We start from the raw sequence: 23,690 nt of genomic DNA on the forward strand, positions 1-23,690 counted from the left end.
GCGCTTTCCAAGCAATCGTGGGGCAACTGGGCCAAGAGCTTCCACGTGCCCGCGGGAAGCAAGGTCGTCTTCAAGGCGACGGCAAGCGGCGGCGCCACGGCCACCTCGCAAGAGTTCACGTGGCTTGGAGGGGGCGGAGGCGGCGGCGACGGGGACTCGTTCTCGGCGACGTTCCAACCCGTCACGACCACGAACAACTGGTGGGTCGAGGTGAAGGTGACGTCGTCGCAGACCGTGACGGCCGTCTGCGCCAAAGTGAACGGCGGCTCGTGCACCGCGCTTGCCAAGCAATCCTGGGGCAGCTGGGCCAAGAGCTTCTTAGTGCCCGACGGCGCGAAGGTCGTCTTCGAGGCGACAAGCTCGACCGGCGCCAAGGCGACGTCGGGAACGTACACGTGGGGCTAGACGGCCAAGCGGGCGGGCGGCTGCGTCCGCCCGCGCGGCCATTTTGCTGTTTTTCTGCGTCGCCGTGCCCTGCCGTCCGCCCGCCTTCTCGGAATACTCCCCGGCCGCCCGCCCGCTTCGCGCCGCCGGTGTCGTCGTTTTTGCTTGATTTCTCGGCCAAGGCGCGGCGTTTGCGCAACCAGATTACCGCCGCCTACCGAGGTGCACCGTGACCACCGGGCAAGCTTGATGTAGGTCGCCTGCCAACCTCATCGCCGCTTGGGACGACGCGAATCGTCCCGGCGACCGCAGGATTCCTGCGGGGGTGACAGGATGGCCAAGATCATTGTAGCAGCGGCAGCTCTGGCGCTCGTCGTCTCTGCGATGCCCCTTGCGGGCTCGCAGGCGGCGGCAAGCGCGGAGCCGATGCGTTTTGGAATGCACGCCAACGCGGTCCCCGACCAGATCGCCGCCGGGCAGCGCCCGGACTACGGCACCTTCTGGGTCGGCCCGTGGACGCTCAAGCACGGCTGGGGCGGCCCCGATCAACAGATGCGCGACATGGTCAAGGCGGGCGTCACGCCGGCGATCCACTTCTACTACTGGGGCGACGACATCTCGCCCTCGTGCGTGGAGAACGGCTGCTGGTCGGATCTCCACGGCGCGTGGAAGGACAAGGCCGGATGGCAGCGGCTTGCCAACGAGCTTGTCGACCGGCTGAAGGCCGTCATGGGCGGAAAGCCCGTCCTCATCTTCCTTGAGACGGAGTTCAACAAAGGCGGCATCTCGACCTACGAGCCCTTCGACGGCTACCTTGCCGAGAAGGCCCGCTTCCTCAAGCAAGGATACCCGGCGGCGCAGACCGTCATGGCGCTTGGGAACTGGAACCAGGCCGCCTGGGGCACCTTCGACCGCACCGCGGCCGCCTCCGACTACACCGGCATCCAGGGCATGCGCGGGTCGACGCGCGACCCGCTGTCGAGCTACAAGCAGCTCTACGAATCGACGCTTGCCGGCGCGCGCAAGCTCCAAGAACTCTTTGGCAAGCCGGTGGTGATCCAGGACCTCGCGCTCTCGACCTACCCGGAGCCCGAGTACCTCGAGCACCAGCGCACGGAGCTCAAGGAGTTCTTCGACAACCTGGGCACGCTCAAGGAGGCCGGCGTGAAGGCCCTCCTCTACCGGACGTGGCGCGACAACCCCAACATGGATCTCAAGAACTACTACGGCTACGCCGAGCGCCACTGGGGCGTCGCCTACCCCGACGGCGCGCGGAAGCCCTCCGCGCGCGTCTGGCTCGACGGCGTCGCCGCCGAGCGCGCGAACCCCGCCGGAGGCTCCGGCCCCGCGGCCCTTCCGGTGGGCGCGGGACTCCTGCGCGAGGCCGAGCATTTCACCACGAAGACAGCGGGTGCTGCGTTCTCGGACGCTTTGGCGTCCGGGAACGCAGCGTGGAACCTCTGGGCCAACGGCCACCTCGCCGAGTCGCTCGACTTCGGATCGGGCGGCCAGTTCGACCTCTCCATCCACGCGCGCGGCACGACCCTCTCGGGCGTGGGGCCCCGCATGGTCGTGAGCCTCGCCGGCCAGACGATCCTGTCGGCCGACCCCGGCACGTCCTGGGGAGAGCACCGGATCCGCGCGGCAGCCGCCGGCGTCGTCGAGCTCCGGATCGCCTTCACGAACGACGCGCGCTCGTCGACGGAGGACCGCAACCTGCTGCTCGACCGCGTGACGATCGCGCCGGTGCCGCAGAACCGCGCGCCGGAGGCGAGCTTCGTCTCCTCGGCCGAGCACCTGCGGCTCTCCGTGGACGCCACGGGCTCGAGCGACCCCGACGGGGATCCGCTCACGTACGCGTGGAGCTTCGGCGACGGCGCGACCTCGACGGGCGCGCGGGCGATTCACGAGTACGCGCGCGCCGGATCGTACGTCGTGCGGCTCACGGTCTCCGACGGCAAGGCCCAAAGCGCCGCCGAGCGGACGGTCGCCGTCGAGGCGCCGCCGCTGTCGGCGTCGTTCCGCCTCTCGCCCAACGTGAACGAATGGTGGGTCGAGGTGTTCGTGGACGCAAGCGCCCCGCTCTCGGGCGTGCAGGCGCGCGTTGCCGACGGCCCCTGGAGCCCGCTTTCGCTGCGGAGCTGGGGCGCGTGGGCCGCAAGCCTGCGCGTGCCGCCGGGAAGCGAGGTCGTCTTCCGCGCGCAGACCGACGCGGGAGCCGAGGCGGTCTCGCAGCCGTTCCCGTGGCCGCAGCCCAACCGGGCGCCGACGGCGTCCTTTGCGGTATCGGCAAGCGGGCTTGCGCTTGCGGTCGACGCCTCGGCGTCGAGCGATCCGGACGGCGATCCGCTCACGTACGCGTGGAGCTTCGGTGACGGCGCGACGGCGACGGGCGTCCGCGCAAGCCACACCTACGCGGCCTCGGGCACCTACGCCGTGCGCCTCACCGTCTCGGACGGAAAGGCGAGCGCGACCGTGGAGCGCAACGTGAGCGTGAAGCCGCCGTTTGCGGCCTCGTTCCGCATCTCGCCCAACGTGAACGAGTGGTGGGTCGAGGTGTTCGTGGACGCAAACGAGGCCGTCCGCGGCGTCGAGGTGCGCGTGAACGACGGGCCTTGGGCGGCGCTGTCGCTTCGGAGCTGGGGCGCGTGGGCGGCAAGCCTTCACGTCCCGCAGGGAAGCACGGTGACCTTCCGCGCGACAAGCCAGGGCGGCGAGTTTGCCGTCTCGGCGCCGGCGCAGTGGCTGGGCCCGGCCAAGCTCGACGCGACCTTCGAGCCCAAGACGCAGAAGAACAAGTGGTGGATCGAGGTCGTGGTGAAGGCGCCCGAGCGCGTCGGGTCCGTCGAGTACCGCGCCAACGGCGGCGCGTGGATCGCGATGGACGCCACGAAGTGGGGCTCGTGGGCCAAGCGCGCCGACGCGGGCTTGCCGGCCGGCACGAGGATCGAGTTCCGCGCGACGGGCGTCTCCGGAGCGGTCGCCGTGAGCGCGCCCTTTGCCTGGGGCTAGCGCGACGGCCGGCCGGGCAGGCGCTGCCCCGCCTGCCCGGTCCTCGCACCCGCCGGGCGCAAATCTCCACGGCCCGGCGGTCTTTCCCCTCGTCCGTTCCGTTCCGGTTTTTTGTACGATGTCGTCGTGGTCATCCCGCCGGTTCCTTCGGAACCGTCCAATTCCGCCGCATCGGCGGAGGGGTGACAGACATGAACCGAACCGTCCTGCTAGCCTTGGCTCTCCTTGCAATGCTCCTGCCGGCCCTCGTCGTCGTCCCGACGGCGGGCGGACAGTCCGCAGCGCCCATGCGCTTTGGAATGGACGCCGGGTCCACCGCCGCGCAGGCAAACGCCGGCGCCAAGCCCGACTACGGCACGATCTGGATCGGCCCCTGGACGCTCTCGTCCGGCTGGGGCGGGCCCAACGCGGCGATGGACCGCATGGTCGCGGCGGGCATCACGCCGGCCATCCACTTCTACTACTGGGGCGACGACATCTCGCGATCCTGCGTGGAGAACGGCTGCTGGTCGAACCTCCACAACACGTGGAAGGACAAGAACGGCTGGCAGCGCCTGGCGCGCGAGCTTGGCGACGCGCTCAACGCCCGCATGAAGGGAAAGCCAGTCCTCGTCCTCGTGGAGACCGAGTTCAACAAGAACGGGATCGGCGACTACGAGGCCTTCGACGGCTACCTGCGCGACAAGATCCGCTACCTCGACATGCGGTACCCGGCGGCGCAGTTCGTCCTCGCGTTTGGCAACTGGGCGTCCCACCAGTGGGGAACCTACGACCGCGCCGCCGGCGCGTCCGACTACGTCGGCGTGCAAGGCATGCGCGGATCGACCCGCGACTCGCTCGACCGGTACCGCAGCCTGTACGAGTCCACGCTCGCCGGCGTCCAGCGGGCGCACGCGCTCTTTGGCAAGGCCACGTTCATCACGGACATCGCGCTGAGCTCGTACCCCGAGCCCGGATACCTCGAGCCCCAGCGCGCCGAGCTTCGCGAGTTCTTCGCGAACCTCGCCACGCTCAAGTCCGCGGGCGTCCGCGGCATGCTGTACCGGGCGTGGTTCGACAATCCCAACATGGACACGAAGAACTACTACGGCGTCGCCGAGCGTCACTGGGGACTCGCGTATCCGGGCGGCTCGTGGAAGCCTGCGGCCAAGGTGTGGGTGGACGGCGTGCGCGCCGAGCGATCGGCGTCGTCGTCCGGCTTCTCGCCCGTCTTCGAGCCGCGCGGGATGTCGAATCCCTGGTGGGTCGAGGTCAAGATCACGGCGAACGAGCCTGTGGTCAAGGCCGAGGCGCGACTCAACGGCGGCGCCTGGACGGACCTTCCAAAAACGTCTTGGGGGACCTTCGCCAAGAGCATGCATGCGCCCGCGGGAACGAAAATCGAGTTCCGCGCGACGGGCGCCTCGGGTGCGACGGCCGTGAGCAAGGTCTTCGTGGCAGGATGACGACGTGACCCAGGCAAGCGACGGGAACGGGAACGGAGCCGGACACGCGACGGCGGCCGTGGAGGCGAAGACCTCCCGGCGCCGTCGCAAGAAGGCGGCCGATCACGAGCACGAGGGGCCCATGCTCTGCAGCCGCTGCGCCTGTCCCCGGTGCTCGTCCCAGGTCTTCATCGACGGGCGGCAGATGAACAAGGACGCGTTGGACCGCATCGAGCGCGAGTGGCTCGACCGCGGTCTCATCGTGTAGGACGTTTCTCGTCGGCCGCCCGCCAACCCTGTTCCCCCGGTTTGTGCCGGATGCCTTTTCGGCCCGCCCGCCCAACGGGGCCTGGGATGCGCGTCACGCTCGTTTCTCCGTTCGATCCTTTGCCCGAACACGAGCCCTCCGCCGGCGCGCACGTCGGCGGCGTGGAGCGCGTGCTCGCGCACTTCGCGCTCGACCTTGCCCGCCGCGGGCACGACGTCACGCTCGTCTGCTCGACCGCCGGAGCGCGCGACGACCGTTTCGACGGCGGCGTCCGCGTGCTAAGGGAGCCCCGCCGCGGGATGCTGCTCCGCGCGCCCTATGTGGATCTTGCCGCGCGCATCCCCCCCGAATCGGACCTCGTCCACGTCCCGGCCACCTACCCGTTCACGACGCCTCCGGTCCTCCGGCGCGCGCGGGCGCTTGGCATCCCCGCCGTGCTGGACTTCCACTTCGAGCCCGACCCGGGCGACCCCCTGGGTCGCCTGGCCGCGCGCGCCTACCGCTCGTTGGGTCCCCGCGCCTACCCGCTTGCGGAGCTCGCGCTCGTGCGATCGTACGAATACGGCCGCAGCGCCCCCTCGCTTTCTTGCGTCCCCGAGTCGCGCTGGCGCGTCGTGCCCAACGGCGTGGACACGCGCCGCTTCTCGCCTCAGGGGCCCCGACGCGAGGGGGACTACGTGCTGTGCGTCGGCCGTCTCGTGCGCTACAAGGGAGTGGAGGTCCTGTTGCGGGCCCTCTCGCTCCTGCGGCCCGACGTTCCGCTCCTTTTGGCCGGGGACGGGCCCCAACGAGCCCACCTGCAGTCGCTCGCGCGGCGGTTGGGCGTGGACGCGCGCTTCCTCGGACGCGTGCCCGACGCCGAATTGCCGTCCCTCTACCGCGGCGCGCGCGTGACCGTGCTGCCCAGCGTGAACCGGCAGGAGGCCTTTGGCATCTCGCTCCTCGAGAGCATGGCCTGCGGCACGCCCGTCGTCGCCTCGGGCCTTCCGGGCGTTGCCGAGATCGCCCGCATCGGCGGTCTTGTCGCCCGCCCCGGCGATCCCGAGTCGCTCTCCACGCAGCTCCTTCGCGCCCTGCACTTCGACCTTCTCCCGCGCGGACAGGCGCTCGCCGAGCGCGTCCAGGCGCGCTACTCGTGGTCGGCCGTGACGGACCGGCTCCTCTCCGCCTACCACGAGGCGCTGGGCCTTGGCGCCCCCGCGCCCGACGCGCCGCCGCGCACGCTTGCGCCGGAGGTGGCCACGCCTGCGGATCCTCGCGGTCACGCCGTACTATGAGCCCGAGGGCGGGGGGCTCGAGCGCTACGCGCACGCGGTCCTCTCCCGTCTCGGGCGCGCCGGGCACGACGTCGAGGTCGCCTGCTTTGCCCAAAACGGCGCCGTCTCCGGCGAGCGCGACGGCGTCCGCGTGAGCCGCCTCCCGCCGGCGGTGCGCCTCAGCAACACGCCGCTCGACTGGCGGTTCCCCGGGCGCCTGCGCGAGCGCATCCGTCGGCTTTCACCCGACGTCGTCGTGGGCCACGGTCCCGTGCCGTTTCCCGCCGAGTGTGCCGCGCGCGCGGCCGCCGCCGAGGGCGTCCCGTTCGTTCTCACCTACCACGCCGGCCGGCTCCTCGGGGGCTCGCCGCTTCTTGCCCTTGCCGCGCGCGCGCACGCGGCGACGCTCGAGCGGCGCATGTTCGGCCGCGCCGCGCGCCTCGTTGCCGTGTCGCGCTACGTCCGCGACGGCGTGCTTGCATCCTACGCCTCGCGCACGCGCGTCATCCCGCCGGGCGTGGACGCACGCGCGTTCCGCCCTTCGCCGCTTCCCGACGCGCCGCGCATCCTCTTTGCCGCGCCGCTTGCCAACGCGTACCGTTGGAAGGGCGTCGACGTCCTGTGGGAGGCCTTCGCCCGCGTTCGGCGCGAGCTTCCGTCGGCGCGCCTCACGCTCGTGGGCGGCGGCGACCGTCTGGCGGAGTTCCGCGCCCGCGCGATGTGCGAGGACGGGGCCGTGGAGATCCGAGGCCGGCTGAGCGACGAGGAGTACCGTCGCGCGGTCGCCGAGGCGCGGGTCGTGGCGCTGCCCAGCGTCACGGAAGCCGAGAGCTTCGGCATGGTCCTCGCGGAGGCCAACGCGTGCGGACGGCCCGTGGTGGGATCGCGGATCGGGGGCATCCCCTGCTTCGTCCGCGACGGGGAGAACGGGCTTCTGGCCCGCCCGGGCGATCCGCGGGACTTGGCCGAGAAGCTCCTGTCGCTCCTGCGCGACCGCCCGCTCGCCGAGCGCATGGGCCGCGCCGGCCGCGCGATCGTCGAGCGCGAGCACGACTGGGGCGCGCTTGCCATCGAGACCCAGCGGGTGCTCGTGGAAGCCGTCGACCAAGACTTTTAGGGTCATAAAAGAACGGCGAGGCTACTGGAGCGTCGCGCGGCGAAGCGCCGCAAGGAGGGAGACGGGGTCCTGCGGCACGGGCGCGAACCGCGCGAGATCTTGCCGCGCCGACGCTCCCGCCGTCCCGCCGACGGCCTCCTCGAGGAGGCGCAGCGTGGCCACGCGCACGCGGCCGGTCGGGTGGAGCAGGAGCCGCCGCGCGCCGGGCACCTCGCGGGCGCCCTTGTAATAGTAAAGGTGGTCGAGGAGGCCGTCCCGGCGGGCGTAGGCGTCGAGCGAGGAAAGGCGGGCGTGCGCAAGCGCGGCGGGGATGGCCGCGAGGATGGTCCGGGCGGCGAGATCCCAAGCTTCCCTGGGATGGCGCGGCGGCGCGCGGTCGGGGTCGACCTTGTACCGGTAGGCCCAGGCGTAGGCCGCCGGGTCCCCGCGGACGGCGCGGTGGCAGCCCGCCGACCACCGGGACCGGTAGATCGCCCAACGCTCGGTCTGGCTGGGTGCGAACTCGCCGAGCGCCAGGAGCTGCGCGTCGAGGGCGGCAAGCATTCCCTTGGCGGCCTGGATGCGCAGGAGTTCGGTGTCCGAGCTTCCCTTCGAAAGGAGGAGTCCGGCGGCCCGGTTCACGAGAAGGCGCAAGCCCTCGGCCGGGTGCAGCTCGCGCGCATCGCGGACGCGGATGGGCTTGAGCGCATCGCCGTCTCCCCAGACGACGCGGCCGCGCAGCGCCGTCTCGTACCAGAAGATCGACGGGGCGGCCCAACGCAGGCGCAAGCCCCAGACCGGCTGAAGATCGACGTGGATGCGAAGCTCCTCCTCGAGCGTCTCTCGCATGCGCTCGTACGGAACGGAGGGGCGCCCGAGGCCCCGGAGGGCGACGAAGTCGTAGTCGTTCTGCGGGCGTCCGCCGGAGACGGCGCCCTCGCCGCGCGCAAACGCGCCCGTGAGGACGAGCGCGCAAAGACGCGGGTCGCCTCGCCGCACCGTGTCGGCGACGCGCCGGAGGTCGGCGTCGATGCGGGCGACCACGGCGGGCGTGTCGCGCACGGTGTAGCGTGGCGGGGGGACGGCCGCCGCGCGCTCAGCGGCGGGCAAGGACGCTTTCCCCCTCGTGGCTTGCCGGCGCGGGCACCGAGAGGAGGTCGCACAGCGTGGGGAAGACGTCGACGAGCGGCCGCGGCGCAAACGTGCCGGGGCTCGTGCTGCCGTCCGACGAGGCCAGGACCGCCATGCCGTAGCGCTCCTGGGACTTGTCGAGGTACCCGTGCATGCCGCGGATCGTCGAATCGATCACGTGGAAGTAGTCCGGCCAGAAGAGCGTGCCCGGCTGCGCCGCGAGCATGCGGTCGCCCCACCGGCGGTCGGTGGGGATGCGTCGCGATTGCCGCTCCTCGTCGGAGAGGACGGTTGCGCCCTCGATGCGCGGCAGCGCCTCCTCGATCGTGCGCCGCCCGTGTTCGGTGAGGTACCAGAAGACGGCTAGCGTGCTGTTGACGAAGACGACGTAGTCGCGCGCAGGCTTGATGGGCAGGCGCTTCAACGCGGCAAGCACGTTCACGCGCCGCTCGACGGGGGCCATGCCGTGGTCGGCGCACACGAAGAGGTTCCAGTCGCGGTAGCCGGCCGACAGCGCGGCGTGCACGGCGGCAAGCTTGCGGTCGAGGATGGTGAGGCACTCCTTCTGGATGCGGCGCGAGCCGGGGCCGTGGATGTGGCCTTCCTGGTCGAGGATGCTGAACTGGGCGGCGTAGAAGTCGTACGGCGCGCCGCGGCGGAGGTCGCGCACGAGGCCCGCGAACACCTTGTCGTCGTCGCCGGAGACCGGGTGCGCGCGGTACGTGTACGAGAGGCGGTGCGTGCGGGCGAGGTCGAAGACGCTCGTGGCGCCAAGCGCGCCCGGATCGTGCACGGGCTTTGCGTCCTCGCAGGGGCGGAAGAACGGGGCAAAGCGCGGCGGGATCCAGCCGGGGTCCGTGTGGTAGCAGTCGCTCGTCCATCGCGAGACGTGCTTGATGAGCCGCCGCGCGGGGACGAACACCTTGTAGGGCCGGACGAGGTTCGGAAGCGGGCCCAACCGCTTGAGCCACCGGAACGGCGAGCCGTCCGGGTCGAAGACGAAGGCGGAGAGGTTGCCGGAGGTGTCCGGGTAGCGCCCCGTGAAGAACGCGGTGCGCTGCGCGAAGCCCGGCGGGCTCACGAAGGAGCCGCGCAGAGAGCGCTCCGCGAGACCCGAGAGGAAGGGCATGGTCTCCGGACGGACGTAGTCGTCGCGTCCGGCGTCGATGATCAGGAACAGCGTCGCGCGGGTTCCGGGTGCGTGGTCGCTCAAGCTTCGATCCCCCCGTCGTCGCGCCGCACCGCCCGTCGGCGCAGGCCCGCGAGGAGCCCGCGCGCGTAGGCGGCAAGGAACGCGAGGTCGAACGGTGGCGTTGCAACGGCTCCCAAGACGAGGCTTTTGAGGGGCATTCCTCGGCGGCGCTTCCACGCGCGGCGCAGCGCGGGCGCCCACGCGACGGCGGCAAGCGCGAGAATCGTTCCCAATGCGGGGACCACGAGGAATGCTCCGAGGGCAGCGACGAGCGCGGCCCCCCACAGGAGCACCGGACGGTGGAAACCCAGTTCGTCCGCATGCGCGCCCCAACCGTACCCTTCGCGCCGGTTCTTGCGCAGCTCCGCGCGGACGCTGTCGACGTCGGAGTGGTGCACGAGGAGATGGGGATCGTACGCGAGGCGGTACCCGCCGCGCTTGGCCCGTCGGGCAAGGAGAAGATCGTCAACGGCCGACTCGGAGGCGCTCGTGCCGAAGGGAAACTCGTCGAGGAGCCGCTTGGCAAACGCGGCGTTCACGTTCGAGGCAAACCGCTCGGCGTCGGCCTCCGCCGCCGGCGCGAAGTGATACCGCAGCCCGCGCACGCTTTGCGCCACGCCGAAGTCCCGCGGGTCGTGCAGCTGCCGCCCGAACACGGCGTCGGCGCGTTGGAGCCCATCGAGCGCGCGCGCGACCCAATCGGCAGCGCACGTCGCGTCGGCCGAGAGGAACGCGACGGCCGGGGCCTGCGCAAGCGCGGCGCCGCGGTTGCGCGCCTCTCCCACGCTGATCCGCGTTTCGGCCACGTGCAGCCGCAGCGGAACCGGAAACGACGCCTGCGCGCGCCGAACGAGCTCCACCGTGCGGTCGGTGCTCGCCGCATCCACCACGATCGCCTCGAACTCGCGCGAGCTCTGGCGCGCGAGGGCCAAGAGCGCGTCGGCGACGTTGGCTTCCTCATTCCACGTGAGCAGGACGACCGAGATTCGCGGGGAGCTCGACATCGAGGATCACCTCCTTTGTCTCCTGTCGCAGCCGCCAGGCGGCAAACGCGCCCACGGGCACGTTTGCCAGGACCCAAGCGATGGCCACGCCCTCGATGCCGTGCTCGGCGGCAAGCGGCGGCGCAAGCGCGAGGAGCGCGACGATCATGACGGCGGGGAACGCAAGGAGCGGGACGGTGCGCTCGCGCGCGCGAAGGAGCGCGAGGTACAGGTAGGTCGGCGCGACGAACAACGCGCTTGCCGACAGGAGCGCGAGCACCGGCCCGCCGTGGTGCGCGTAGTCGTCTCCGAAGGGCAGCAGCACCCAAGGCGCAAGGATCAATCCGCCCACCGCCGCCGGCGCGACCACGAGCAGGTGGTGCCGCGCCGCCTTGCGCAGAAGCGGCGCCGCCGGCGCCTGGCCGGAGCGGGTGATCTCGGCCATGGCCGAGCGGCCGATCGCAGACGACAGCAGGAACAGCCCCGCCGCGGCCGTCCAGGCGATGCCAAAGTACGCCGCAGCCTCGGGGCCCTCGGTGGCAAGCACAAGCGGCGGAAGGAGGAACCCCGGCAGGAACTCGGCAAATCCCCCGGGCGTGTTGCGTCCCGCGCTTCGGAAGAAGGCGCGACGGTCCGCGCGCGTGGCCCCCTTGGGCCGCGACGGCAGGCGACGGAGGAAGGCGAAGGCGACAAGCGCGCTTGCGGCGATCGCAAGGGCCCACGCGACGGGGATCGGCGCGGGGAGCGCAAGCGCGACGATCGGCACGGGCGCCACCAAGCGCCCGGCGTGGAGAACGGTGTTGCGGCGGAAGCTCCACCGCGCGTCGCCTTCGGCAAGGAAGTGGGCGTCCTGCATCCAGGTGACGCACAGCAGCGCGCCGATTGCGCCCGTCAGCAGGAACGCTTCGGGAGGGAGGCCTTCGAGCCCAAGCGGCGCGGCGGCCGCAAAGCACGCGCCCGCAAGCGCAAGCGCCACGAGCGCCCCCACGGCCGACGAGATCCCAAGCAGCCGCACGCCTTCCTCGCGGGCAAGGCCGGGAACGTGCCGCACAAGCGCCGTGTCGAACCCGCCCTTGGCCACAAGCCCGGCCGCCGTCCCGAGCGAGACGATCGCGACGCCCGCGCCCACCTCGGCGGGCGAAAGGCCCAGGAAGCGCGCGACAAGCACCCAGAACGCAAGCCCGGAGACGGCGCCAAGCACGTTGTTGAGCATGAGCCACCAGGCGTTGCGGTACTGAGGCTCCTGCCAGTGCGCGGCCAGGCGCAAGCCAAGCCGCATGCGCGCGAACATTGGGCAATCTCCTTGGAGAGGCAAGCCGGAGGGCGAGGGATCGTTGGAGCGTGCCAACGAGAGGGGCGGGTCGCGTGGGGCTGGAAAACCCTTCGCCCTCCGGCGCGGAAGGTCGGGAGCGCGCGGGGCGCCCGCCGGCTTCGAGCTACGATGGCGGCCGGACGGGAAGAGCCCTGCGCCAAGTTCGTCCGCTTGCCACCGCACGGCGGGTTGCCGTCCGCCGCTACGCGCTCGCCTCGCCCCGCCCGTCCTGCGAGAGGGCGGGGGCGTGCGGCGCAAACGCACCGTACGCCGTGCCGACGCGAAGCGGCGGTTCGACGCGCACCACGGGGGCGGGCGCCGCAAACGCCGGCCGCCGCGCGCGGATCGAAAGGGCCTGGCGCACGAGGTCCGGCGAGAGGAGCTCGTACCGGCAGCCCGAGCGGTCCCGGCGCTTGCCGACGACCGAGAGCTGCACCATGCGCGAAAGGTGGAACCCAAGCGTGGAGTCCGCGCAGCCGAGCGAACGCCGAAGCTCCGTGCGCGTCATGGCTCGCACGAGAAGGAGCGTGGCGATCCGCCGCGGAACGCGGCGCGAGAAGAGCGCAAGCGACGGGCGCAGGCGCGGATCGTGGTCGCCCACGAGGAAGTAGCGCTTGTACCCGCCGTCGCCCACCTCGGCCACGACGCCCCGGCGCGTCAGCCGGTCGACGTGGTGGCGAAGTTGCCCCACGCTCGAGAGATTGGCCGCGCGAGCCAGCGCCCGGAAGTGGATGCCCGGCTGCTCGCGGACGATGTCGTAGATGCGCATGCTCGTTCCCGCAAGTTCATGGTGATCCCGCAACGACGACCGCCCCCGGCGGGCCGACGGACCCGCGCAGACGAGCAATGGTCCATCCACGCGCAAGACCGTTCCGCTGGGATTGTCCTAGCGCGTTCGGTCGTTTGCCCATACGCGTCGAACGGTTGCGGGGTCGGCCCCGCGCGAACCCTTACCGCAGGCGCGCGGGGAGCAAGCGGGCGCGGGACTTCGTCTGCTCGGCCGCCCATCGCCGGCCCTGCGCCCCGCGTAGCAGAGTTACTGCGCAGATGCGCAGGAAAACGATCGCCGGGCGAACGGGTCTCACGGCGGCGGCACGAGGAGCCCGAAGCAGGCGAGCGCGACAAAGCCCATGACGACGGCGTGCTTGAGGCCCGTTCCGACGCGGCCGGTGCTCATGACGCCCGCCACGACGCCGTCGCCTACGCCCTGGACCCACGCCGCCACAAGGAAGAGCGTGCGGAAGGCCGCGAGGTCCACCTGCCCAAAGGAGAGTCCCGACGCGCCGGCGCCGGCGGCAACGGCCTCCTGGCCGGCTCCGGCCAAGGCGGGCAGGAGCGTCGCGTTCAAGACGAGCAGGATGGCAAGGAAGACGCCGAAGGCGACGTACACGATGGCGATGTACAACGACATGGCCCGCCGGCGCTCGGCCTCGAGCTCGCGCGCTTCCCGCCGCTGCTCGGAGACGACCTGCAGCACGTCGTGAACGGGGCCACCGCTCGTGGAGGCCTCCTGCACCACGGCGGCCACGGCGCGGATGCCGACGGTTCCGACGCGGTCGGCCATGCGGTCGAGCGCCGCCTCGAACGGAACGCCCCAGCTCACCTGGTCGGCCATCTTGCGGACCTCGGGCGAGAGGGCGTCGTAGTCGGCCGACGCGGCGGCAAGGGTGGCCTTGGGAAGCGTGAGCCCGCTCTTGCGGGAGGCGGCAAGATCCCGCAGGAGGTCCGGCACGCGGTCCTCGAGACGGATGCGCTTTCGCTCCTGGAGATGGTCGTGCAGCGCCACGGGCGCCAGGGCGACAAGCGGCGCGGCAAGCGCAAGGTCGAGCCAGCGGCTGGACGGGATCTCCGACACGAGGCCCGCGCCCACCAGCGCCGCAAGGAGGGCGATGCCGATGGACGCGCCAACGCCGCCGGCGAGCAGGGCCAGGCGCCTTCGGCGCTCGGGCTCCATGCGGACGACCCAGAGGGGAGGCGGGGGCTTCTCGCGCGGGCGGACGGCCGCCGCAAGGGTGGCGGCGACGACGAAAAGGAGCACGAACCCAAGGAGCGGCGGAAGCACGCGGGACGCGGCGGCCGCAAGGCCGGCGGACGCGAGCACGGCGACGACGCCGAACACGACGACGACGGCCAGGAGGACCGGCTGCAGAACGGCCGCCGAAAGCGCGAGACGGGCCGGCGGCGAAAGGGGCGTCGGAAGCCCGGTTGCAAGCAGGACCGCGCAGAGCGCGCCCGCGGCCGCGAGGTTGAGCCCGAAGACGGCTTCCTGCGGGCCCACGAACCGGCCGGCAAGCTCCGTGAGGAGGCCAAGGCTGATGGCGGCGGCCAGCAGGAGGCCAAAGAGCGATACGGCGACGAACGCCCCCGCGGCGGCCTTGGCACCAAGCCCCCGCCGGGGCAGGGGGTAGGCAAGCGCGACGACAAGCCCTAGGTTGGCCGCAAGAAGCCCGGCCGCCGCGGCGGCGGACAACTGCGGCACGAGCCCCTCGGCGATCCCGGAGAGGTCCAAGTGCCCGAAGCGGTGGAGCGCGGCGAGGGTCTCGACCGCAAGCGCGGCGACGAGAAGCGCCGTGCACAGGAACCCGGCCGCGATCGTGCCGGCGCGCACGGGAGCCTCGCGCGCGGCGCCCGCGCCCGGGACGGAGGCGGCGGCCAGGATCCACACGAGCGTGGCGCCAAGCAGGGCCGCCACGTAGGCCGTGAGAAGCCCCTGGCCGGGAGCGGTCTGCGCCACGAGGAACCCGGCCAGGCAGACGGCGATCGTGAGAAGCGGACCCCACAGGAGGCGGCTTTGCGTCTCCGCGACGTGGGCCATCACCACACCCTCCCGCGAAGCGACCGCACGGCAAGCGCGAAGAACGCCTGCGTGAGCGGGATCATGACGAGGATGAGGAGCCAGAAGACGAGGAAGGTCGACTGCTGCGAGGGCCCGGAGGAGCCCATGACCGTGAGCATGATGATGAGGAAGATGGGGGCCGCGACGGCGACGACGAGAAAGCTTTCCGCCAGCACGCCAAGCGACTCGAGGTTGCGGCGTTGGAGGGAGGCCATGTCGCGGTGCATCTGCTCGGCCTTCGACAGAAGGTACGTGCGAAGGTCCGCTCCGCTTTGGATCGTGGCCCGCATGCCCTGCCACACGTCGGCAAGGCGCGCCGAAGCGGTACGGGGCACGGCGTCGGAGAGGGCCGTCGTGAGGTCCTTGCCCAGCCACCGCACCTCCGTCGCGATCCATCGGGCCTCGTCGGCCGCCTCGTCGTAGATGGGCTGCCGCGAGAGGCTTGCGACCATGCGGTCGGGCGTCATGCCCGAGTTTGCCATCACGGCCATGTAGTTGAGCGCGCCCGGAAGCGCGATGTCGGTCTTGGCCGCGCGCTCGCCGGCGAGGATCCGCGGCCAGGCGTAGCCGATTCCCAGCACGACGCCAGGCAGAAGCGCGGGCGCGGCAAGGGCAAGCACGGAGAGGAGCAGCGGCACCTCCACGGCCAGAAGCGGCAGCAGCACGGCGACCACGAGGAGCGCGACGAGCCCCTCCAGCGCGGCGAGCAAGGCCAGCAAGTGCACGTACGCCAGGTAGACCTCGGGCGCGCGGGGGGAATGGGCCTTGGCAAGCGCCGCCGCCAGGGAAGGATCCCGCGCGAGCTGCCGACGGGCGCCTGCGCCCAGGAGCCGGTAAGCGGCCCTTTCAAGCGGCGAGAGCGTCACGCCGCTAGCCTCCGACGCGCGCGATGGACACGACCGGCGTCTCGCGACGAGCGCGGGCCACGAGCTCGTCGGGCTCCCGCGTGTAGCGCTGGACGACCTTCGCCACGTCCACGTAGTTGAGGACGCCCGTGTGCACCATCCAGCGCACCACGTCGGCGCGACGGGCGAGCTCCTCGCGCATGCGCGTTTGGGTCATCTGCAATCGCTCGCCGATGGCGTCGAGGACGTAGGAACGCGGCGAGAAGCGGAAGGAATCCGTCGCGGGATCCCAGCGGAAGACCGTGTTCGTGACGATCTCGCCGACGGCCATGTCGATGCCCTTGATCTCGGAGACCTCCCGCACGCGGCGGACGAGCTTGCCGCCGACGCGTACCTGCGCCTGGATGGCCATGGCGCGGAGGTTCTCCAGCATGACGCGCGGCACGAGGATGGGCTCGTTCTCGAGGCGGTGGATGGCGCCGGCCACGCTGTCGGCGTGCATGGTGCTGAAGGTCGCGTGCCCGGTGGCCATGGCCTGGAAAAGGGTCATGGCCTCGCGGCCGCGAACCTCGCCCACGAGAAGGTACTCGGGGCGCTGGCGGAGCGCGGCGGCGAGAAGATCGTACATGTCGACGTCGCCTTCGGCCTTGAGCGCGGCCACCTGCGCGCCGGCGCCGCGGGTGACGCCGGAGATCCAGTTGTCGTGCGGCAGGTTGAGCTCGCGCGTGTCCTCGATGGAGACGATCTTGCGCTCGCCGGGAATGAAGAGCGAGCAGGCGTTGAGCGTGGTGGTCTTCCCGCTTGCCGTGCCGCCGACCACAAGCGCGCTCTGTCCGTGCTCGATGGCAAGCCAGAACCAGGCGGCCATCTCGGCGTCCATCGTCCCGAGCTTGACAAGAAGCGGCGGCGTGATGGGGTCGGTGCGGAACTTTCGGATCGTAAACGACGAGCCGCGGGGCGTCACCTCGCCCCCGAAGGTCGTCTGAAGGCGACTCTTGTCCGGAAGCGTCGCGTCCAGAAGCGGCTTGGCGACGCTCACGTGCTTGCCCGCGCGCTGCGCAAGGAGGAGCACGAAGGCGTCGAGCTCCGAGGCGTCGGCGAACACGATCGTCGTGCGCATGGCCTCGTGCTTGCGATGGAACAGGAAGACGGGGATCCCCGGACCGTCGCAGGAGATGTCCTCGATGTTGGGGTCGCTCATGAGCGGGTCGATGCGGCCGTAGCCTGCAAAGTCCCGCACGACGTAGTACAGGACGCGCTCCCGCCCGCCCGGATCCAACCGCACGTCGTGGTCCCGCATGAGATCCGTTGCGCGCGCGAGGAGGACTTCCTCCACCCCGTGGCCATCCTCGGGCCGTGTGGCAAGCGATCGCAGGAGGCCGTCCCGCAGGAAGGCGAGGATGCTCGTCTCGGAAGGCGAAAGCTCGGGCTCGAACACCTCGTAGAGGTAGCGGCCTTCGACGCGGTCGTACGACAGGCGCGTGACGCAGCGGCCCTGCCGCAGGACGCGCTCCTCGATCGCCTCCCGGGAGCCGGTGAGGCCCGGCACGGCAAGCACGGGGCGGTCAGACGCCGGAGCGTCGGTCGCGGCGGATTCTCCGCGAAGCAGGCGGAAGCTCATCCTCGGGTCACCTCGAACAGGACATCGACTTGCACGAGCGAGAGGGACACATCGAAGGTGGAGGGCGACGGGGAGCGGCCCAGGACCGTGACGGACGCCTGTCGGCCGCCCTTCGAAAGCGTGTACCCTTCGTCCTCGACGAGCCCGGCGGCCGACAGCGCGCCCCTCCAGGCGGCGATCCAAAGGTCCGGCTCGTCGGTGGTGACCGACAGCGTGACCGAGGGAGCGTGCGCCGTAAGCCCGAACTCGCCGACGGCTGTGGAGCGGGCCACCGCGACGCCGTCGACGGAGAACGAGAAGCCGGGACCGCGGAGCGTCGGCACGGCAAGCGTGACGGCCGTCCAGTCCACGCCGCCGGCGTGGAGCGTTTGGACGGCAAAGGGCGGCGGCGCCTTGAGCACGGCCCCGTCGCCCTGGCGCAGGAGGAGCGCCCCGTTCTCCAGCACGTACTCGGATCCGGGGACGTAGCGCACGCCCGCGGCAAGCGAGAAGGCGCCCCCGGCGAGGGTGCGCGAGTAGTTCTGGACGAGGACGCCCGAGCCGGCGGGCGATCCGTCCGTATGCCGCGACGCGCCGGCCGCGTCGGTCCACACGGCCGCGTACTGCCCCGCGAATCCCGACGTGGCCCACTCGATCCGGATCGGCGGAGCCGCCGCCGCGAGGACGCGATCGAACCGGTAATCCGGATGCAGCAGGTTCACGCGGTAGTTCGACTGCGAAGTGGACCCGGGCTGGCCGACGCCTTGGTCGTAGAGCAAGCCCTCGCCGCCGCATCCGGCTGCGGAGCAGACCTTCGCGCGAAGGACGTAGCTTGGCGGCGATCCGGCCTGGCGGAGCTCGAACGAGCCCGCGAAGGCGTTGGCCCCGTCGCGGACGGTGGCGCGGATCCAATGGTCGTCGTGCCCCGCGCCGACCTGGTTCACGTTGAGACGCAGGCTTTCGAAGCCGTACGCGCCGGAGAGCGACGTGCCCGTCGAGCGCCAGACCTCGGAGGGCCCGGGCGCATCGACGAGCCGGACCGACGGCGCGGAGATCGTGAACGGCCGGTTCCCCGGCCCAAACGAAAGAACGTGCCCGCCGGACGCGGGGCCGGTAAGCCCGAGGAAGCTTGCGCGCACCTGGCTTACCGGGAGCGCGACGGAGACGGGCGTCGGCGTGCCGTCCTCGGTCAGGCGGTCGATGGACGCCTTCAGATCGGCCATGGCCGTTCCCAGGATCCGCACGCGGGCGCCCTCGGCGCTTTTCTGCGCCGCCGGGATCTGGTACACGTGCGCCATGGACAGCGTGGCCACGAGCATGGCCACGAGGAGGATCGTGCCGACGACGACGGTCACGCCGCGCTCGTCGTCGCGTCGGCGCGAAACGGACCTCACGATCCCCCTCCTCTTGCAAAGGAAACGGCTGCGGAGCGGGCGCCTTGTCCCACGTCGTTGAGCGAGGCCACGCGGTAGAAGTATGTCACGCCTTCCTCGGCCGCCTCGTCGTGGAACGTCCAATCCTGCGCCCGGCTGCTGCCCAGGTACGTTTCGTTGCCTTCGGAGGTGCCGCGGAAGACGTTGTACGCGATGATGGGAGATCCGGACCACGAGGGCGCCGTCCACGTGAGGCGCGTGGCGTTTCCGTCCTGCGAGGCCCGAAGCCCCGTGGGCGGGGGCGGCACGAGGTTCGCCGGAGGAACGCCGACGTGGATCGTCCGAAGGGCGACCACGGAGGTGCCCGAGACGATGACGACGTCGACGGTGTCGTTGACCTCGACGGTGAACTCGTTGAGGTTGCATCCCTTGCCGATCCGAAGCGCGCCGTCGACGAATCCGCCCTTGCAGGCGTCGACGAGGCCGTCGCCCGTCCAGGAACGGGGAACGCCCGAGATCGTGACGTGCACGGTCGTGCGGAAGGCCAGGAGCGGCTCGCCGCCGCGGTGGGCAAGCGCGACCCCTTCGTCGCCGGTCCCCCAGTAGTAACGGCCGGGGTGCACCGAGAGCGAAAGGTCGGCCACGACCGCGTCCGAGGGCGCGGGCATCGCGTTCATGAACAGGCCAAAGGCGGCGCCCATGAGGGCCACCGTGACGCCGAGCATGAGCACGGTCGCCACCACCTCGTTCACCGCCGCGTCGCCGGACACCGTCGCTTCCTCCTACCGGATCTTGCGTTCGAGCAGGCCGCCGACGATCTCGAGCGAGCCGCCGCGCAAGCGGTACTCGATCCAGTCGCGCGTGGCCGTGCCCTCCAGGCCCCGGACGCGGAGGAACGTGCGCGCGTCCTCGCTCTCGCGGAACTCGATGGCGCCCTGCGTGAGACGTAGGAAGAGCCCGAGCTCCCGCTGCCCGTGCACGTCCGAGTCCATGGACAGCACGGCCGTGGCGCCCCAGCGGCGCGCCAGTGCGAGGCAACGTTGGAGCCACGCGTGGCCGTCCTCGGCCGCGCGCGAGCCCGCGCGAAGGGCAAGGTCCGTGAGGCCGAGCACGAGAAGTCGAAACGCGGGTGGTTCGCCCAGGCGCTTGCGCGCGGCGTCCATGGCCTCCAGCAGGCTTCCGGGATCGCTTGGATCCTTCACGCGCACGGCCAGCGGGTCGGTCGCGTCGTCGCCAAGCAGGCTTCCGTAACCGTCCACGTAGGCCACGTGGCCCTTGGCCTCGTGCGCCGCAAAGTGCGGCCCAAACGTGGAGACGAGCGCGCGGAACTCGCCGGGGAACATGCTCGTCAGGCAGACGACGAGCGGTTCCCCCGAGAGGGCGGACGCGTGGGCGTATCCCGCGGCCACGAGCTCCTTTCCAGAGTAGGGCGGGCCCATGAGCAGGCACGCGACGCCGCGGGAGAGCCCGCCGCCCAGAAGCTCGTCGAGGACCGGATGGCCGGTGGGGATGCGGGATCCGCCCGCGGCCGGGAGGTCCGAAGGCTTTGCCGCTTGCGGGTCCATGGGCATCCCCTAGGCCGGTCCGGTCGCGGGTTTGGCGGAGGCGCCCGCCAGCGGTCGATCAACGGCGGCCGGGCCTTCGACGAGAGGATCGTCGGGTGCGGCCGGCAAGCCTTCCACGGGGCTCGGTTCGGGAGCTTGATCCACGGTTTCGTCGCGCGGAGCGTCGGAGCCGTTGCCGTTGCCGTTTCCATTGCCGTTGGCGTGCACGTGGAACTCCGAGTGGCCGTTGCCGCCGTTGGCGGCCGCGGCAAGATCGGGGACCGGCACCTCCTGCGCAAGCGGCACCGTGGGCTCCTTCACCCCGCCGCTTCGCATGAGCATGACCTTGCGGACGGTCTCGGCGTCGGCGAGCGCGTACTTGGAGCCGTTGCGCTCGCGGAGCTTCACAACCACCTGCGCCTGCACCATGCGCGAGAGATGGAAGCCAAGCGTGGAGTCGGCGCAGCCCAGGGAGCGCCGGAGCTCCGTGCGGCTCATGGGCCGGACAAGGAGAAGCGTCCCGATGCGCCGCGGCACGCGCCGCGCGAAGAGCGCAAGCGCCGGCCGAAGGCCGGGCTCGTGGTTTCCGGCGAGGAAGAAGCGCTTGTAGCCTCCGTCCTCGAGCTCGACGAGAATCCCCCGCCGCACGAGGCGGTCGAGGTGGTGTCGCAGCTGGCCCACCGACGAGAGGTTGGCCGCGCGCGCAAGCCCCCGGAAATGGATGCCGGGCTGCTCCTGCACGACGCGGCAGACGCGAAGGCTCACCTCGCTCCACGGGTGGTCGTCGTAGTGTCCCATCAGGCATCCCTCCGGAGGCGCGAGGCGACAAGCGCCGCCGCGCCAAGGCCGCCGGCAAGCGCGACAAGCTCGGGGCCGGGCAGCTTCTTGCCCGAGAGCAAGCCGCCGCCGAAGCCGCCGTTTGAGCCGGGGCCGCCGCCGGAGCTCACGCTTGCGCTCGCCTGATTCACGCCAAGGAGCGTGAACGAGAACAGGCTCGCCTCGCTGCCGTCGTCCTGGCGGACGGGCGTGTACCCCCGGTCGAAGGCCATGACGAGCGTCTCGAGGCGGAAGGCGCCCCGCTCCGAGACGCCCACGCGCAAGCCGATCTCGATGGGCGCGCCAACGGGCGCGTCGAGCACGTGCACCCACAGGTTCGCCTCGTTGGGCCTCTCGTGGTCCACCTTCGTGGTGACCACGGGCCCGGACGAGGTCGCAAAGCGCGTGACGGCAAGAGACACCGGGCTTCCCCCGTCGTCCGTCACGTTGCGGACCGAGAACAGCAACCAGCGGGTGTCGCGGTCGGAGAAGCTCGTGTGGAGCGTCACCGACACGACAAGATCGATGGGAGCGCCGCGGACGTCCCGCTGGCTCTCCATGGCGATCGTTCCAAACTGGTTGCATTGTGTGTTCCATCCGGCCACGGAGCAGCCCTGCGCCGCCGCGGGAAGGCTCCCGACGGCGACGATCAGAACGACGATGACGGACCCCATACGGCCGGCGCGACGGAGCGCGCGATGGTGCGTGTACATCCTGGTTCCCCCTAGCGAGGCCATCGACGCGGCCGCGCACGGGGTGCCGCAAGGGCCCCCCGCGTCGTCGTGCGCCGGGCATCCCGGACCGGCGCAAGACGCGTGGTCGCGTCGTCGACGTGCGATCCCGGTGGGCGCCGATAAGGGTTGGCGGACAACCGTCGAACGCAGCGCGTGTCCGTTGCGCGGCGACGCACGGGAGGGGTCGTGTCGCCGGGACAAACGCCGGGAACGCCGGCCGCCACGGACGTACGACGGCGCGTGGAGTTCGACGATCTTTGGTTTTCATGTACGACGCCGCGCGCTGGCGCGCCCGCGCGAGGACTCCTTCGCGGATGGATCGCGCGAACGCGCGGACGAGGTGTCACGGACGCGCGCGCCGGATACCGTTTTATACCGGGAGGCGACTCGGACCCCCATGATCCACATCGGCCCCGCGGGGGTCCCGCTCTCCTGCAAGGGCCGCACGCCCCTCGAAGGCGTCCAGCACTGCCAGGAGCTGGGCTTGAACGCCATGGAGGTGCAGTTCGTCCGCGGCATCCGGATGGACGAGGAATACGCGCGCGAGGTCGGTCGGCTGGCCCGCGAGCTTTCCATCCAGCTCTCGGTCCACGCGCCGTACTACACGAACCTGGCAAGCGACGACGACAAGACCATCCAAAAGTCGATCGACAAGATCACGCTCACCGCCAAGCTCGCCGACGCGATGGGTGCCACCGTGGTCGTGTGCCACCCCGGCTTCTACACGAGCCTCACCCGCAAGGAGACCCTGCGCAAGGCCATCGCCACGCTCACGACGATCCAGGACTACCTGCGCGACGGGAAGCTCGGCTGCAAGCTTGGCCTTGAGGTCATGGGCAAGCAGCAGACCTTCGGCGACCTCGAGGAGGTCGTCCAGATGTGCCAGGCCGTGCCCGCGTGCGTGCCCGTCATCGACTTCGCGCACATCCACGCGCGCTCGAACGGCGGGCTCAAGAGCACGAAGGACTTCGAGGACGTGTTCAAGCGCGTGGACGCCGGACTCTCGCCCGAGACCTACTACTGCTACTTCACGGGCGTGAAGTACGCGAACAACTCCGAGATCAACCACGTCCCGATCAAGAAGGGCGACATGGACTTCGACCACCTCGTCGAGGTCATCCTCGACCGCGACCTCGACATCACCCTCGTCTCCAACAGCCCCATCGTCGAGCACGACGCGATGTTCATGAAGATCCACATCGAGCGCATGCTCGAGAAGCGCGGGGCGCTGGGCGAGGGCGGGCGCAAGGCCGTCTTCGGAGAGGATTGAAGGGTGCGCGGGTCCAGCCGAGGCACCGGCGCGCGCGCACGCCCATCGTCGCCCGCCTTCGAGGCGATCGCCCACAACCAGCAGCGGATCGCCGAGATCCTCGCGGGCGTCGACGCGCGCGCCGTCTCCGACCTCGTGGCGCGCCTGGCCGCCGCGCGCAAGATCATCCTCTTTGGGCGCGGCCGCTCGGGCCTCGTGGGGCGCGGCTTTGCCATGCGCCTCTACCATCTCGGAAAGAACGCGTTCTACGTGGGCGAGACGGTGACGCCGCCCGTCGACCGGGAGACGCTCGTCGTCGTGCTGTCGGGAAGCGGCGAAACGTTCGCCGTCGCGCTCACCGCGCAGCTTGCCAAGGAGAGCGGAGCCTCCGTCGTGGCCCTCACCGCCCGTCGCCAGTCGCGCGTGGCCAGGCACGCGGACCTCATCGTCGAGATCCCGGTGCCCGCCCGCAACCCTCGGCCCGATCTCGCCCCGCTCGGAACGCTCTTCGAGCAGGCCGCCATGCAGCTTGTCGACGGCGTCGTGGCCGAGCTCGCCTCGCGCCTGGGACAGAACGAAGCGGACATGCGCAAGCGCCACGCGACGCTCGAATGATTCCCCGTTCGCAAACGCTT

General features: G+C 71.1%; 21 protein-coding genes. 8 read left to right on the forward strand and 13 right to left on the reverse strand.

Annotated elements, in window-relative coordinates:
* The 6 genes from VM681_10280 to VM681_10305 all read left to right on the forward strand — a co-directional run.
* Positions 1-405: hypothetical protein (locus VM681_10280; protein HVL88370.1), on the forward strand; the 405-nt coding region annotated here is incomplete at its 5' end.
* A gap of 312 nt (positions 406-717) precedes the next feature.
* A complete protein-coding gene (locus VM681_10285; protein ID HVL88371.1) occupies positions 718-3,396 on the forward strand; it encodes a PKD domain-containing protein in 2,679 nt (892 codons plus the stop codon).
* A gap of 191 nt (positions 3,397-3,587) precedes the next feature.
* Positions 3,588-4,841 carry a hypothetical protein gene (locus VM681_10290; GenBank protein HVL88372.1) on the forward strand — a complete coding sequence of 418 codons (1,254 nt, stop codon included), beginning with the start codon at positions 3,588-3,590 and terminating at the stop codon, positions 4,839-4,841.
* A 4-nt stretch (positions 4,842-4,845) separates the two neighbouring features.
* On the forward strand, positions 4,846-5,088 hold the full coding sequence (locus tag VM681_10295) for a hypothetical protein (GenBank protein HVL88373.1): 243 nt from the start codon (positions 4,846-4,848) through the stop codon (positions 5,086-5,088).
* An 86-nt stretch (positions 5,089-5,174) separates the two neighbouring features.
* Positions 5,175-6,365, forward strand: a complete 1,191-nt coding sequence (locus tag VM681_10300; protein HVL88374.1) for a glycosyltransferase family 4 protein — start codon at positions 5,175-5,177, stop codon at positions 6,363-6,365.
* Entirely contained in the window at positions 6,313-7,461 is a 1,149-nt protein-coding gene (locus tag VM681_10305; protein HVL88375.1) for a glycosyltransferase family 4 protein, read from the forward strand. The genes VM681_10300 and VM681_10305 overlap by 53 nt, the downstream gene beginning before the upstream one ends.
* A 21-nt stretch (positions 7,462-7,482) precedes the next feature.
* On the opposite strand, the gene VM681_10310 is transcribed toward VM681_10305, so the two are convergent.
* The 13 genes from VM681_10310 to VM681_10370 form a co-directional block, all read right to left on the reverse strand.
* Positions 7,483-8,550, reverse strand: a complete 1,068-nt coding sequence (locus VM681_10310) for a hypothetical protein (GenBank protein ID HVL88376.1) — start codon at positions 8,548-8,550, stop codon at positions 7,483-7,485.
* Complete coding sequence (locus VM681_10315; protein ID HVL88377.1) at positions 8,537-9,784, reverse strand: alkaline phosphatase family protein; 1,248 nt, start codon at positions 9,782-9,784, stop codon at positions 8,537-8,539. The genes VM681_10310 and VM681_10315 overlap by 14 nt, the downstream gene beginning before the upstream one ends.
* Positions 9,781-10,767: a glycosyltransferase gene (locus VM681_10320; protein HVL88378.1), complete on the reverse strand. Its 987-nt coding sequence runs from the start codon at positions 10,765-10,767 to the stop codon at positions 9,781-9,783. The genes VM681_10315 and VM681_10320 overlap by 4 nt, the downstream gene beginning before the upstream one ends.
* Positions 10,721-12,037 (reverse strand): hypothetical protein, encoded by a 1,317-nt coding sequence (locus VM681_10325; protein ID HVL88379.1) that lies wholly within the window; start codon positions 12,035-12,037, stop codon positions 10,721-10,723. The genes VM681_10320 and VM681_10325 overlap by 47 nt, the downstream gene beginning before the upstream one ends.
* 223 nt (positions 12,038-12,260) lie before the next feature.
* A complete protein-coding gene (locus VM681_10330; GenBank protein HVL88380.1) occupies positions 12,261-12,860 on the reverse strand; it encodes a hypothetical protein in 600 nt (199 codons plus the stop codon).
* Positions 12,861-13,139: 279 nt separating this feature from the next.
* Positions 13,140-14,873 (reverse strand): type II secretion system F family protein, encoded by a 1,734-nt coding sequence (locus VM681_10335; GenBank protein ID HVL88381.1) that lies wholly within the window; start codon positions 14,871-14,873, stop codon positions 13,140-13,142.
* Complete coding sequence (locus VM681_10340) at positions 14,873-15,760, reverse strand: type II secretion system F family protein (protein HVL88382.1); 888 nt, start codon at positions 15,758-15,760, stop codon at positions 14,873-14,875. The genes VM681_10335 and VM681_10340 overlap by 1 nt, the downstream gene beginning before the upstream one ends.
* A 4-nt stretch (positions 15,761-15,764) precedes the next feature.
* Positions 15,765-17,360, reverse strand: coding sequence for a type II/IV secretion system ATPase subunit (locus VM681_10345; protein ID HVL88383.1), 1,596 nt, complete (start codon positions 17,358-17,360; stop codon positions 15,765-15,767).
* A complete protein-coding gene (locus VM681_10350) occupies positions 17,357-18,733 on the reverse strand; it encodes a hypothetical protein (GenBank protein ID HVL88384.1) in 1,377 nt (458 codons plus the stop codon). The genes VM681_10345 and VM681_10350 overlap by 4 nt, the downstream gene beginning before the upstream one ends.
* Positions 18,730-19,482: a type IV pilin gene (locus VM681_10355; GenBank protein HVL88385.1), complete on the reverse strand. Its 753-nt coding sequence runs from the start codon at positions 19,480-19,482 to the stop codon at positions 18,730-18,732. Before VM681_10355 ends, VM681_10350 begins: the two co-directional genes overlap by 4 nt.
* Before the next feature lie 12 nt (positions 19,483-19,494).
* Positions 19,495-20,277 (reverse strand): RAD55 family ATPase, encoded by a 783-nt coding sequence (locus VM681_10360; GenBank protein HVL88386.1) that lies wholly within the window; start codon positions 20,275-20,277, stop codon positions 19,495-19,497.
* 9 nt (positions 20,278-20,286) lie between these two features.
* Positions 20,287-21,054 carry an ArsR family transcriptional regulator gene (locus VM681_10365; GenBank protein HVL88387.1) on the reverse strand — a complete coding sequence of 256 codons (768 nt, stop codon included), beginning with the start codon at positions 21,052-21,054 and terminating at the stop codon, positions 20,287-20,289.
* Entirely contained in the window at positions 21,054-21,746 is a 693-nt protein-coding gene (locus tag VM681_10370; protein HVL88388.1) for a hypothetical protein, read from the reverse strand. Before VM681_10370 ends, VM681_10365 begins: the two co-directional genes overlap by 1 nt.
* Before the next feature lie 457 nt (positions 21,747-22,203).
* On the opposite strand from VM681_10370, the gene VM681_10375 reads away from it, so the two are divergent.
* A complete protein-coding gene (locus VM681_10375) occupies positions 22,204-23,076 on the forward strand; it encodes a TIM barrel protein (protein HVL88389.1) in 873 nt (290 codons plus the stop codon).
* Positions 23,077-23,079: 3 nt separating this feature from the next.
* Positions 23,080-23,670 (forward strand): 6-phospho-3-hexuloisomerase, encoded by a 591-nt coding sequence (hxlB, locus tag VM681_10380; GenBank protein HVL88390.1) that lies wholly within the window; start codon positions 23,080-23,082, stop codon positions 23,668-23,670.
* Positions 23,671-23,690: the final 20 nt, after the last annotated feature.

The organism is Candidatus Thermoplasmatota archaeon, from assembly GCA_035541015.1.
Lineage (GTDB): Archaea > Thermoplasmatota > SW-10-69-26 > JACQPN01 > JAIVGT01 > DATLFM01.